The 13,829-nt window shown below is 36.6% G+C and carries 11 protein-coding genes and 1 tRNA gene; 8 read left to right on the top strand and 4 right to left on the bottom strand.

The window, feature by feature from the left end; genetic code table 11:
- Positions 1-118: 118 nt before the first annotated feature.
- Together FJR09_RS04590 and FJR09_RS04585 are read left to right on the top strand one after the other, a co-directional pair.
- Positions 119-511, top strand: coding sequence for a hypothetical protein (locus FJR09_RS04590; protein WP_158310557.1), 393 nt, complete (start codon positions 119-121; stop codon positions 509-511).
- A 19-nt stretch (positions 512-530) separates the two neighbouring features.
- Complete coding sequence (locus tag FJR09_RS04585) at positions 531-773, top strand: YgiT-type zinc finger protein (protein WP_015083166.1); 243 nt, start codon at positions 531-533, stop codon at positions 771-773.
- A 127-nt stretch (positions 774-900) separates the two neighbouring features.
- Here FJR09_RS04585 and FJR09_RS04580 read toward each other — a convergent pair.
- Together FJR09_RS04580 and FJR09_RS04575 are read right to left on the bottom strand one after the other, a co-directional pair.
- Positions 901-972: transfer RNA gene (locus FJR09_RS04580), tRNA-Lys, on the bottom strand.
- A 62-nt stretch (positions 973-1,034) separates the two neighbouring features.
- Complete coding sequence (locus FJR09_RS04575) at positions 1,035-1,904, bottom strand: aldose 1-epimerase (protein ID WP_015083167.1); 870 nt, start codon at positions 1,902-1,904, stop codon at positions 1,035-1,037.
- A gap of 149 nt (positions 1,905-2,053) precedes the next feature.
- Between FJR09_RS04575 and FJR09_RS04570 the strand changes: the two genes are divergently transcribed.
- Positions 2,054-2,455, top strand: coding sequence for a CAP domain-containing protein (locus tag FJR09_RS04570; protein ID WP_254433033.1), 402 nt, complete (start codon positions 2,054-2,056; stop codon positions 2,453-2,455).
- 115 nt (positions 2,456-2,570) lie between these two features.
- Here FJR09_RS04570 and pdhA read toward each other — a convergent pair whose 3' ends face one another.
- Both pdhA and tatC read right to left on the bottom strand, forming a co-directional pair.
- Positions 2,571-3,608 carry a pyruvate dehydrogenase (acetyl-transferring) E1 component subunit alpha gene (pdhA, locus tag FJR09_RS04565; RefSeq protein ID WP_168653383.1) on the bottom strand — a complete coding sequence of 346 codons (1,038 nt, stop codon included), beginning with the start codon at positions 3,606-3,608 and terminating at the stop codon, positions 2,571-2,573.
- A 325-nt stretch (positions 3,609-3,933) separates the two neighbouring features.
- A complete protein-coding gene (gene tatC, locus FJR09_RS04560) occupies positions 3,934-4,716 on the bottom strand; it encodes a twin-arginine translocase subunit TatC (protein WP_168653384.1) in 783 nt (260 codons plus the stop codon).
- Between the two features lie 812 nt (positions 4,717-5,528).
- Here tatC and FJR09_RS04555 point away from each other — a divergent pair.
- From FJR09_RS04555 to FJR09_RS04535, 5 genes are all read left to right on the top strand, one after another.
- Positions 5,529-5,732 carry a hypothetical protein gene (locus FJR09_RS04555; protein WP_015083171.1) on the top strand — a complete coding sequence of 68 codons (204 nt, stop codon included), beginning with the start codon at positions 5,529-5,531 and terminating at the stop codon, positions 5,730-5,732.
- 361 nt (positions 5,733-6,093) lie between these two features.
- Positions 6,094-7,431 carry an ATP-binding protein gene (locus FJR09_RS04550; RefSeq protein WP_168653385.1) on the top strand — a complete coding sequence of 446 codons (1,338 nt, stop codon included), beginning with the start codon at positions 6,094-6,096 and terminating at the stop codon, positions 7,429-7,431.
- Positions 7,401-12,488, top strand: coding sequence for a hypothetical protein (locus FJR09_RS04545; RefSeq protein WP_168653386.1), 5,088 nt, complete (start codon positions 7,401-7,403; stop codon positions 12,486-12,488). The genes FJR09_RS04550 and FJR09_RS04545 overlap by 31 nt, the downstream gene beginning before the upstream one ends.
- Positions 12,489-12,558: 70 nt before the next feature.
- On the top strand, positions 12,559-12,792 hold the full coding sequence (locus FJR09_RS04540; RefSeq protein ID WP_015083174.1) for a 2Fe-2S iron-sulfur cluster binding domain-containing protein: 234 nt from the start codon (positions 12,559-12,561) through the stop codon (positions 12,790-12,792).
- Between the two features lie 6 nt (positions 12,793-12,798).
- Positions 12,799-13,575 (top strand): hypothetical protein, encoded by a 777-nt coding sequence (locus FJR09_RS04535; protein ID WP_015083175.1) that lies wholly within the window; start codon positions 12,799-12,801, stop codon positions 13,573-13,575.
- The last annotated feature ends 254 nt before the right edge of the window (positions 13,576-13,829 follow it).

The following is a 13,829-nucleotide window of genomic DNA, read 5'->3' as shown; positions in this document are numbered from 1 at the left end:
GCAAGCTCAGTCCCTTTAGGGCTGGGTTACTGACTTTATTAGTTAGGGCTTGCTGAAAAAGTGGGAAAAGGCAAGAAAAAAGATGACTAAGTAATTAGGCAAAAGCAAAGATAAGTTTTTGTTGCCTAAAATTAGGCAAAACATCACTTTTCTTAATCAAATTAGGGAAAAAAGACATTATAGGGTTTTCAGCCTAGACTCTTATAATGCTTCCCCTTGTATCCTACCACTCATATCCGTACTTTCCAGTAAACTATCCCCCAAATCTCGGTTACTTACTAATGAAAAAGCAGAAAATAATAGACTTCCCTGGAATAAAATCTTTCATTGTGTCAGATACAACGAAATTATCGAAAAACAACCCAATAATCAACCCTATCCTCCTGATTTAACTTACCGAGAAAATATTGCCCGTCAACCTATTCACAAAATTAGAGGCTATGATCAGAATAGCAGCACTGCAATTTTAGTCACTGTTGATAGTTCTCAGCCTCAACACTGGATTAATTGACACATCAGGAAGTAGTAACATGAAAAACCAAAAATGTCCCACTTGTCAAGGTGAGTTAGAAACTAAGCAAATTGAAAAAATGCTAAAAGGAGGAAATAACACCGCCGTTATCCATGTAGAAGCAGAAGTTTGTTCAAAATGTGGAGAAAAGCTCTATAAACCAGACGTTGTTAGCCAATTTACTCAAATTCGTGCCAAACTTAGAAATCAACAAACAGAAGATTTTCAAGTGATTGGTCAATCTTTCCGCATTTCTGTTTAATTAATCAAGGAAGGCTGAAGAATTTTATTCTAAGTTTGATAACTGTGAAGATGTTAATAAGTTTTTAGTCTATGAATAATCTTACATCTTGCAATTGTCACAGGCAATTATGCTTGAGTCTTGAGAATGGGTGGCCCGGGATTCGAACCCGGAACAAATCGGTTAAAAGCCGAGTACTCTACCGTTGAGTTAGCCACCCTTTTGCTGTTTTTCCAACTTTATCAATATACCATCAACAGCCATGGTTTTGTCAAGGGGTTTTCAAAAAAGATTTGCCGTTAATCCAAAAGAAGCAGTACAACTAGCTCCAGGAGCTAACACAGTCAGGTTTTCACCAGTGTTGAAAGCATTGCGGGTGGCACTCCAAGGCTCTAGACAGTAGAATTCTTTGCCTTTAACAGTCCAAAACACCAACCAGGTAGAGAAATCATCGTAATCGAGGGTTAGCTTCAACCTGCGGCTGTTATCTGTGACTGTGGCTGATTTACTGGTGAGTCCCCCAAAAGCAAAATCAATTTCATCTTGGTTAAAGTCGAATTTGCCGTCAAAGGTGTGAAACTCCTTAGTTTTGTTATCTTGATATCGTGTGGAAGGAAGTTCCACTTCTAGCTGATTTTTGTCACCACAGAGAAAATAAGGGTGGAAACCAGCGGAAAATGGCATGGGTGTAGATGACAGATTTTTATATTCCTGACGCACTACTAAGGTATTCCCTTGGAGTTCGTAGGTAAAAGCCAATTGAAAATCAAAAGGATAAACTGCCTTTGTTTCCTCGTTGCTGCTGAGAACTACAGTTAGACTAGCCTTACCTTCAGTATTTTGCGCTGTTGCTGTCCAAGGCAATTCCCGCGCAAAGCCATGTTGTTTGATAGTATACGGTTTTCCGTCAACGCTGTAAGTATTATCAGGTAAGTTACCGCAAAGAGGAAACAAAATGGGATTACCACCTCTAACGCTCAAATCAGGATGAGTAAAGCGTTCAGCGTCTAGGTAAAATATTTCTTGACCTTGCACCAGCCAACGAGTGATGATACCACCTCTTTCTGGGACAACTTCTATTTGTGTACCAGCGGTTTTATCAGACAGGATGTAGGTTTTGTATTGTTGTTCTTGAATGTCAATGGTAAACATGATTTTTGGTGATTGGTGATAGGTAATTGGTGATTGGGCAGATACCCGTTCGCAAAACATGACTCGCTAACTAAGCTTTCCGTCTCACGCCTTTTTCCATTCACCTCCTATTACAGCACTTTGCGCGACAAATAGGGGCAGGTTTGATATTGATTTTTCAATTTCTTGGAGATTGTTGGTTTCATCTAATACTTTTCAAACAACCTCTTAATAATGAAAGATTCAGAGCAGGATTATCACTCCTTAGACTTAACTCAAAATTGATAGCGGCTGCTCAAGCCCATTCCAACGATATGGCTCGGCATAACCGTCTAAGCCACACTGGTTCTGATGGTTCATTAATAGTAGATCGGATGAGGCGATATGGCTATAAGTACCGATGGGCTGGAGAGAATATTGCATATGGTCAAACCTCTGCTCAAGAGATAATGCAATCTTGGATGAATAGTGCAGGTCATCGTCAAAATATTCTCAATCCTAAGTTTCGTGATGTTGGGATTGCATATGCTTACGGAAATACATTCTATTGGACACAAAACTTTGGTGCATAGCTATTTTTGAGAATCTTGGTAAGAAATCCGCGCCAGGGAATTCGTCAACTGTATCTGGGGCATAGGGCATAGGGTATTGGATATTTTCCCCAGTCCCCAGTCCCCAGTTCTCAATTTAAACGTCTTCGGCAAAAATGAAGCGATATAACTCGCTAGGATCTGGTTCAGGGCTGCTTTGGGCAAATTTAACCGCGTCCTCAATTACAGCCTGAATTTTCTTTTCAATATCTTTGAGTTCTGCTTCTGTAGCTAGATTTTGTTCCAGCAAATAAGCAGCTAACTTTTTAATGGGGTCACGAGCAAACCAAAATTCTTTTTCTTCTTTGCTTCGCATTTCGTCTGGGTCAGCTAGAGAATGACCCCGGAAGCGATAGGTCAGAGCTTCAATTAAAGTTGGACCTTCTCCTGCACGGGCGCGGGCTACGGCTTCCTGAGCCACCTGACGCACTGCTAAAACATCCATACCGTCTACTTCCACACCCACCATGTTAAACACACTGGCTTTTTTGTATATCTCTGGTTGGGAAGTTGCCCGTTCGTGAGACATACCAATTGCCCACTTATTATTTTCGACCACAAAGAGAATTGGCAATTTCCATAAAGCTGCCATATTCAATGTTTCAAAAAATTGACCGTTGTTAGCAGCACCGTCACCAAAGAAGCAAGCGGTTACTTGGTCAGCGTTTTTGTCTCCCAGAACTTCCCGACGATATTTAGATTGGAAAGCAGCACCAGCAGCGACGGGAATACCTTCGGCTACGAAAGCATAACCACCTAATAGACGATGTTCAGCCGAAAACATATGCATAGAACCACCGCGCCCTTTACTGCAACCTGTGGCTTTACCAAATAATTCTGCCATAACTTCGCGGGCGGGAACTCCTGCGCTTAAAGCATGAACGTGGTCACGGTAGGTGCTGGAAACGAAATCTTCACCGGGGCGCATTGCACCTTTGACAATGCCGCTACAAACTGCTTCTTGTCCGTTGTATAGGTGGACAAAACCAAACATTTTTCCTCTATAGTACATTTCGGCACATTTATCTTCAAATAAACGTCCTAGTGTCATATCTTCGTATAAGCCCAATCCTTCTTCTTTGGTGATTTGGACTGTGGCAGTATTAAATGTGGGTAACGTGCGCTCTTGAGCCATGCTGGTGAAGTATCCCTATTGTAAAAGTTAAAGTTAAGTTGGTTTTAGATAACGTTAGCTATAAATTAGCCAGCGTTGACAAAACTAATTTATCAAGCCTCATTTTATAGGATAGCAATGAGGATAACTGGCTTTCTGCATAGCGATTAACAATTAACGTAATTTCATCACGTAAGTTAAGATGAAGCTACATGAAATCATATTTTAAGAATAATCAAACGCAGATAAACGCAGATAAACGCAGATGAGAATGAATAAACTCATCAATTGTATGATTTTTTTTTGCAGCAACGGACAACGGACAACGGACAACTGACAACTTGAATTATTTGCCGATGAGTTTAACTAGTCCAATCCCCCCAAAGTATAGTCCTAAAACCGCACCAGCTAAAAGACTTTGGGTCAGAGGATCGGTAGAAGGTGTTAGCACTGCTCCCAAAATTACTGCTGTCATAATTACATAACGCCAACCTTTTAACATGATTTGTGAGGAGACAATTCCCAAGGTAGCGAGCAAAATTTGAATAACTGGAACTTGAAATGCTAGTCCTGTGGTGAATAACAATAACAGCACAAAATCAAAATACTTATCAATTGACCAAAGTTGCTCAACAACATCAGCACCATAATTAATGAAGAATTGTAAAGCAGCGGGAATGAGTGCAATGTCAGCAAAAATTAAGCCGCATACAAATAATACGCTTGAACCTAGCACCACAGGGATGACTAAACGCCGTTCCCGCACGGTGAGGCCAGGAAGTATAAACTGGATAATTTGATAAAGAATGAAGGGAGTAGCCAGGATTAAACCACCGTAAGCAGCAACTTTCATGGAGACAAAGAAAAATTCTCCCGGAGCTAATTGCAGAAATTTAACGCCGTGAGCAGGAACTTCTAGTAGTTGTACTAGGGGTTTGACGAAAATAAAACAACCGATAATACCCACTACTACCACTATGAGGGCATAGAAAATTCTTTGCCGCAACTCCTCCAGGTGGTCAAATATGGACATTTCCACTTCACCTGGTAATTCATCTAGCGGGTTAATAGATGGTTCTGGGTCTAAGCCGGGGGAATTTATGGTATCTACGTCTTGTGAAGAGGTCATGAGTAGGAAAAGTGGGAAACATTTGTTAGGCAATCTTCGTTCACTATTTTATAGGGAATCCGCTCGAAAACTTTTGAAGTTGTAAATAAGTCAGGAAAATAGCCGTATTTATTTTTGGTAGCATTTCTATTTCTATTTTTATTTTTACATTTGGACTTTAATTTTACATCTGTATTAATTAGCACAAAATTTACTTTGTGTATTTCTAAATTATTACTACTTGATACATAAGTATTAATTGCAGATCTTATATCCTTTTATGCAGTATTTTCTAGCTGTATAGCTTGTTAAATCTGGTTTTTTTATGCTTTAAAAAAAATACTCTAAATTTACGATTAAATACAAATGTACTTTAAATTACGTTCTGTTCTATGTTGACGGATAATATTTATATTTGTTTCTGGTCAAAAAAAGATTTTTTTATCCGGGATTTTCCCATAGTAAATGTATACGTATCAAGCACGTTGTCTTGTGGTTAAATTAACTCTGCCAGGGGGGTAAGAGTGGATTTGGCCATCACAGATATAACTTTAATCTGTGAATCAATGAAAACAATAACTTGTTTATCTCAGTCTGGGATCAATCAAGGATGTAGTTGGGTAAAACCAAGTATAAATCTTGATTTACTTCTGTACTGACTAGACAAGGATATACTAATGCGCTTTAAGGTTGCATTCTTTGTAGTGTCTTATTTGAGACTATGAACAGATTTTTCTGGCAATTTTTAGAACTATTAGCTGATTAATAAGTTTTCACGATTGATCAAAATAATGTTGCTGATTACGCAATAGAAATCTGAATCGAATTTAGATATGAAAAAAACAATTGGTGTAGGACTAATGGTGTTGTCAGTTTATCTGTGCAATTCCAGTGCTTGTTTTGCAGGGAATAAGCTGTCTAGAGATAATGCTCAAGCAAGAATCGAAAATTATACTCAATCACAGTTAGTGGTTAATGTCTCTGGTAGAGATGAGCCACAAGGAGATTGTTTACGTAAAGGTAAATGCAAGGACTAATATTTTTTGATTACAAAGTAATATTTGTAACCGAGCTTAAATAATTAGCGTTAAGCGAGATTTATCAGATCATCAGATTTTTTCTCAACTTTCAATATTGGATATATTTTGGTTGGCTTAGGTAGGGGGAGTCATCCAGATGTTATCTATGCTTGTTTATCAGGGACTACTACTTTTTTGATTTTGTTCTGAATGTATTCAAGTAAATACTGATTTTGGATTTTCTTGCGTGAAGATGTGAAGAAAAATCTAAAATTAGTTATGTTTCTATACCTGGTTTTTGCGGATATGTTCGGTTTTCCACTGTAAAAGAGATTGTGACAGATTATGTTATGACCATTACAGCGTGAATTAATTTTTTATGCTTCTTAACTTAGAAAGATTTTATCAAGCTTGTAATCCTTCCCGGCCGTTGATGATTGAGAACGTAGACGACCGGATGTATTATATTGATTTTACTTCAGTCCGTGGGGGAAAAATTATTGAAGCTCTGCTGCGGACTATTGCAAAGATTTCCCCAAATATACCAACCTGTCAATTATTTACGGGACATTTGGGCTGTGGAAAATCTACGGAATTGCTACGACTCAAAGCCGAGTTGGAAGCGCAAGATTTTCATGTTGTCTATTTTGAGTCTACCCATGTTTTAGAAATGGTAGATATAGATATTACAGATATTTTATTAGCGATCGCGGGTTTGGTGAGTGAAAACTTGGAAGCGATGAAACTGCGTGTCCAACCTAGTTACTTTACTAAGTTGTTTAGGGAGTTGGTAGATTTTTTGCAAACGCCTTTAGAACTGGGGGTAGAAGCGGAATTATCTGTGGGGATTGCCAAAATTACGGCGAAAACTAAAGAAAGTCCTCAGTTACGCAGACGGTTAAGAGACTATCTAGAACCACGCACAGAAAATATCTTACAATCAATTAATCAAGAGCTATTAGATCGGGCTAATTTGGAGCTAAAAGCTAGGGGGAAGAAGGGATTGGTGGTGATTGTGGATAACTTGGATCGGGTGGCGGTTCGTCCTTTACCGTCTGGGCGATCGCTACCAGAATACTTATTCATTGATCGAGGAGAACAATTAAGAAAATTGAATTGCCACATAGTTTACACAATTCCCTTAGCTTTAACATTTTCTAATGATAGTGCGGAACTACAACATCGTTTAGGAGGTGGAGTTGCACCGAAAGTATTACCAATGATTCCCGTGCGGCAACGTTCTGGAGAAATTAATACAGAAGGACTAGGATTAATGCGACAAATGGTATTAGCAAGAGCCTTTCCTGACAGATCACCAACAGATCGTTTAAATTTAGTTACCCAGTTATTTGATCATCTAGATACTCTAGATCGTTTGTGTTTGATTAGTGGTGGTCATGTCCGCGACTTATTAGGGTTACTATTTGATTGTTTACGAGATCAAGATCCACCTTTTGACCGCAAATGTGTAGAATTAGTAATCCAAAGACAACGAGATTACCGGGCTAATGCCATTGATCTGGATGAAAGTGAATTAATCTTGCAGGTAATCCAAGATCAACGAGTTAGAGGCAATGTAGAGTACGATATTTTATTACGGAGTTTATTCGTATTTGAATATCGTGATCACCAGGGTGTTTGGTTTGCACTTAACCCAGTTTTAGCAGAAACCGAAAAATTTAAATTATGGTTAAAAGACAGCAAGCAGAGAATATAATCGCTGCGAATCAACAGTCTTTACGTAGTTTAGAAAGAGCAATTACCTTTTCTAAAAATCAGTTTTCAGTTATCTTGCTGTGCTGTAACTACGAATTTCTGCGAGATATAATCCGGCAACAACTAGCAATTAATGGTTGGGGAAATGAGCGTATTCAAAGTATTACTTTAGCCCAAAATGCTACAAGTTTATATACCACAATTCAATCACAACTTACCATTAATCAACCTGCCGGATTAATGATTATGGGGTTTGAATCAATCTATGGAATAGATGATCTCCTGCGTTCCATTAATCAAGTCCGAGATGAATTTCGTAAACGTTATCAAATCCCCATGATTTTTTGGGTAAATGATGAAGTGTTACAGAAAATCCTGCGGTTAGCTCCCGATTTTGCCAGTTGGGCAGCTACACCAATTAGATTTGAAATGACTTCTATTGGATTACTAGAATTTCTCCACCAAGAAACTGACGATCTATTTACGAGAGTTTTACAAAGTAATTATGCACGAGGTAATCCTGTCACCTTAGAACAAGTATGGATTAGCAGTGATCAACTGCATTATGCAATTAAAGAATTGTATGATAGGGGGATGAAAATCGAAGCAGAATTAAATGCTAGGTTAGAATTTATTTTTGGCATAGATGATTATGTCAATAATCGGATTGATTCTGCCTTAAATAACTTTCAGAAAAGTTTGCGTTTTTGGCATCATCAAGAAAACTTATGGCTAACAGAATATGCAACTGATATAACAGCAGAATTATCTGATTCATCCTATGCTGATCTTTTAAAACGGTCAATTTTATTATTTTATATTGGATTATGTTGCTGTCGTCTTGCCGAACAAAATCCCAAATCAAGAGAAAGATATTGGCAATCAGCTAAAACATATTTTCAGCAATGTTTACAAACATTTGAAATTGCTGGACGGATAGATTTAGTTTCGGAATTTATTGAACAATTATTAGAAGTCTTATATAGTTTAAAATCATGGGCAGTATTAGAAGTTGTCGCTAAAAAATCCCTAGAATTACATCAAATATATGGTAGGAAAATTCAATTAGCTTGTGATTATGGTTTTTTAGCACAGGTAGCCGTACATAATTCCAACTGGATACAAGCTAGTATTTTAGCGCATATATCACTACTACAATTAGAAACAGAAAAAAATCACCCAGAATCAAATCATTATTTATTTCCTCTGATATTAGAACAAATTTATTTATTAACTTTAGCAGAAGCCCTCAATCATCTAGGACAAATAACGGTAGCAAAAGAATATATAAATGCAGCATCTCAACAACTGTCATCAGCTTTAGAAAAAAGTGAACATAAATATGATGCCCATCGTTATATTCGCTTATTACATAATTTAAGATCATTATACTTTCAAATAGGACACTATCTTCAAGCCTATATTATTAAACAAAAACTCCGTTCTGTAGAACAACAATATGGTTTTGTCCCCTTTATTGGGGCTGGACGGTTACAACCGCAAAGACAAGTCACTAACCCCACTTTAATATCTACATTTGCTAGTAATAGTATAGCCTTAGAAATTGCCGCTTCTGGTAGAGAATATGATGTTAATAACTTAATTGGGAGAATTAGTCGTGCAGACCAAAAATTAATAGTTATTCATGGACAGTCAGGTGTTGGTAAAAGTTCTACTGTTACGGCTGGCTTAGTTCCCGCACTACAAAACCGGGCTGTTGGTGATCAAATTGCTGTACCAGTTGTCCTGCAAGTCTATACAGATTGGTTAGGAGAATTAGGTAAATCTTTTACCAAGGCCATGTTAGAAATGCAAAAAATAGCAGCTATGGAAACAGAATTTCGATCTGATATTTCTATACCTACAACTATTAATAGTATTTTGCAACAATTACGGGAAAATGCAGATAATCATTTAATTACAGTGTTAATTTTTGACCAATTTGAAGAATTTTTCTTTGGTGATACAGATATTCAGAAAAAACAAATATTTGATCAATTTATTAGTGATTGTTTAGGGGTATCTTTTGTGAAAGTTATTTTGACTTTGCGCGAAGATTATTTACATCGCCTTCTAGATTTTAAATGTCTTTCATCAATCGAAACAATTAATAATAATATTCTTGACAAAAATATTCGTTATCAACTTAATAACTTTTCTCCTGAAAATGCCAGAAAAATCATTCAGAAATTAACTGAACGTTCACATAATCAATCCCAACTCAAATTAGAACCAGATTTAATTGATGCGTTAGTTGCTGATTTGTCTTCAGAACTGGGCGAAGTTCGTCCGATAGAATTGCAATTAGCGGGCGCACAATTACAAGATAAATATATTACTACCCTTGCCCAGTATCAAGCATATCGTCCCAATAAGTTAATTCAAACATATATTCAAGAATTAATTAAAGAATGTGGAAAAGAACACGAACGGGCGGCTCTCCTGGTTTTATATTTATTAACAGATGATCATAATAAAAGACCTTTTAAAACCCGGACAGAATTAACATTAGAACTCTCAGATTTAGAAGATCCTAGTAACTTAGAATTGATTTTAGATATTTTAGTTCGCTCCGGGTTAGTTGTGATATTTCCCAATGTTCCCGAACGCTATCAATTAATTCATGATTATTTAGTCAGCTTAATTCGTTATTTACAACAACAGGAATCTGGATTACAAACACAAATTAATACATTACGGGATCAGGTTAGAAATAGTTATCAAGAAATTGAACGGCTTAAAAGTGAATTAAGAAAAACTCAGAACGGCGTTAGTTTAGAACAGACACACCATTCACAAGGAGATAATTTACTGGCAGAATTAAGAGAATTACGAAAGCGAGAAGAAGCAAGTCAAATAGAAATTCAACATTTACGCACAGAATTAAAAGAAAAAGAGTTACTTGCAAAATTAGCCGATAGCCAAGAAAAACAACGTTTGGGTGCAATTAGATTAAATATTGCCCTGAAAATAGCCTTAACAGCTTCTATTATTGCTATGTTTGCCTTAACTACTTCTGTGATTACGTCCACAGATAGTGAAATGAAAACTCTAAGTGCATCTAGTGAGACTTTATTTGCTTCTCAAAAAGGTATTGATGCTCTCAAGGAAAGTTTGAAAGCAGGAAAAAAATTAAAAAAAACTCTATGGATAGATACTTCTACTCAAGAGAAGGTATTAACTGCACTGTATCAAGCGGTTTATGGAGTCAAAGAACGTAATCGTTTAGAAGGTCATTTGTCGGGAATCAGAATGGTGACATTTAGTGCAGATAAATCTTTAATAGCTTCAGCTAGTGCAGATACAACAATTAAACTTTGGAGTCCTAATGGTCTTTTAATCAACACTTTATCAGGACATGAAGATGTAGTAAATAGTGTTATTTTTAGTCCTGATAGTCAAATGTTAGTTTCCGCTAGTCAAGACAAAACAATTAAACTTTGGAGTCGAAAAGGTAAACTACTCAAAACTTTACTAGGTCATACATCTATAGTGAATAGTGTAAGTTTCCATCCTGATGGTCAAATTATCGCCTCTGCAAGTACCGATAAAACCATAAAATTGTGGAATCAAGAAGGTAAACTACTAAAAACATTATCTGGTCATAAAGATGCTGTTTTAGCCGTAGCTTGGTCTAATGATGGGAAAATTTTGGCTTCTAGCAGTGCTGATAAAACCATAAAATTGTGGAGTAGCAAAGGTCAATTAATCAAAACTTTACCAGCCCATGAAGATGCTGTTTTAGCTATAGCTTGGTCTAGTGATAGTAAAATTCTGGCTTCTGCAAGTTTAGATAAAAAAATCAAATTATGGAATCAAGAAGGTCAATTACTCAAAACTCTTTCTGGACATAGCAACGGTGTTATTAGTATCAATTTTAGCAGCGACGGTCATACTCTAGCATCTGCTAGTATGGATGAAACAGTTAGAGTTTGGAGTATTGATGGTAATTTACTAGGAACTCTGCGAGGACATAATGGTTGGGTAAATAGTGTTAGTTTTAGCCCTGACCGACTAACTTTAGCATCTGCTGGTAGAGATAAAACTATTATTTTGTGGCGTTGGGATAGTCTAATTTTACCTAATCCCCAAGCCAATAATGATTGGGTAACAAGTATTAGTTTTAGTCCTGATAGTAATACTATTGCCGGTGCTTGTTTGGATAAAACAATCAAAATCTGGAATCGGGAAGGTAAATTACTCAAAAAATTCATAGCCCATAATGATCAAGTTTGGGCTGTAGCTTGGTCGCCTAATGGTAAAATTATTGCTTCTGCTAGTAAAGATAAAACTATAAAATTATGGCATCAAGATGGTAAATTATTAAAAACATTATCTGGTCATAATGATCTAGTTTTAGCTGTAGCTTGGTCGCCAGATGGTAAAATTATCGCTTCTGCTAGTAAAGATAAAACCATAAAATTATGGAATCAAGATGGTAAATTACTAAAAACTTTAAATGGTCATACTGATGCTATTAATTGGGTGAATTTTAGTCCTAATGGTAAATTTCTAGCCTCCGCTAGTGATGATAAATCAGTAAAAATATGGACAAGTAATGGCGAACTGATCAAAAATTTAACTGGTCATACTCGCAGGGTAAATGGTGTAGCCTGGTCGCCTAATGGTAAATTATTAGCTTCTGTTAGTCTTGATAGTACGGTGAAAATTTGGAGTGAGAACGGTCAATTACAAAAAACCCTGATGGGGTATGGTGATGGTTTTATTAGTGCTAAGTTTAGTCCAGATGGTAAAACTCTAGCCGTCAGCAGTGATAATAAAATCAGGTTGTGGAATCAAGAAGGTGTTTTAATGATGGTTTTAAAAGGTGATGCAGAAGATTTAAGCAGCGTTAGTTTTAGTCCAGATGGTAAAATATTAGCGGCTGGTAGTGGTAATAGTCATGTAATTTTACGGAAGTTATCGGATATGACATTAGAAAGATTACTGGAAAGTAATTGCCATATATTAAAAAATTATCTACTATATAATCCAAACCTGACCAGAAGCGATGCCTATAAAAAGGAAAGTTATAGAACTTTATGTCAAAATAATTAGGGGAATAATTAGTGATTTATAATTCTTCTTTTTCATCTATTCTTTAGCAAATAAAAAGCCATATAGGACTATGCAAATTACTTTTTTACCAGATGATATCACCGTTAATGCCCAAGTAGGAGAACCGTTGTTAGATGTCGCAGAACGGGCTGGAGTATCCATTCCTACCGGTTGTCTGATGGGAACTTGTCACGCTTGTACTGTAGAATTAGATGATGGTGAAGTTATCCGGGCTTGTATTACCGCAGTTCCACCAGGAAAAGATAAATTAACGATACATCTTTTTAGTGATCCAACTTGGTAATTATCTATGCAGCAATCTACTTCCAATCATAATCAAGATTTTATCAGACAACTAATAACTTTAGTTGCTGTTGTTGGTGCTTTTGTGGTGAATGTAGCATCAAATATTTTTCCCTTAAATGGACTGAGTATAGGGGCAATTTCTAACACTTTATTTAAAGATGTGTTGATTATTCCTGCTAACTATGCTTTTGTCATTTGGGGAGTGATTTATTTAGGACTATTCGCTTTAGCAGTTTATCAATTTCTACCTAACCAAAAACAGGATGCAGATTTACGCAAAACAGGTTATCTGTTAGTGATTGCTTCTGTTTTTCAAAGTATTTGGGTGTATTTATTTTTATCTAGACTTTTTGCTTTTTCTGTTGTGGCTATGTTCGGTATTCTCATACCGCTGATGGCTATTTATCATATTTTAGGCATTGGCAAAAAGCGGGTATCTCAAACGAAAAAGTTATGCTTGCATAATCCTGTGAGTATTTATTTGGGTTGGATTTCTGTGGCAACTGTGGTAAATGTGGCTTCTGCACTATATTTTTATGGTTGGAATGGTTGGGGTATTAATAGTCAGGTCTGGACTATCATCATGTTGGTGATAGCAACAACGATTGCGGCTGTGATTGCAATTAGGTACAAAGATATTCCCTATACTGGTGTTACGGTTTGGGCATTAATAGCGATCGCTGTTAAACATAGTAATATTGATTTATTGCGGAATTTAGCGATATTTTTGGCATTTATCTTGACAAGCATTATGCTATTTAAGACACAAATTAAAGACTAAAAGCCCACTTTAATGGACAATACACCAATTACTCTTTATCGACAAGGAAATGCCAATTCCCCCAGAATGGATAATGTTCGCCCTAATAAAGATATAGCTTGCTATGATAAAGATGGGCAAGTGTGGGTTATCAGGGGAAACGCATCTAATTTTTTTTGACAAAATGTAACTTCTATGAATAGATAAAAAGGGCAGTATTACCATGTTAATATCAAGCCAATAAATGAGTATGAAGAAAATTTGATGGTAAATTC

The sequence above is a fragment of the Dolichospermum sp. UHCC 0406 genome (assembly GCF_009712025.1).
Lineage (GTDB): Bacteria > Cyanobacteriota > Cyanobacteriia > Cyanobacteriales > Nostocaceae > Dolichospermum > Dolichospermum lemmermannii.
Note: the sequence above shows the minus strand (reverse complement) of the source record. Positions and strands in the feature narration are given on the sequence as shown.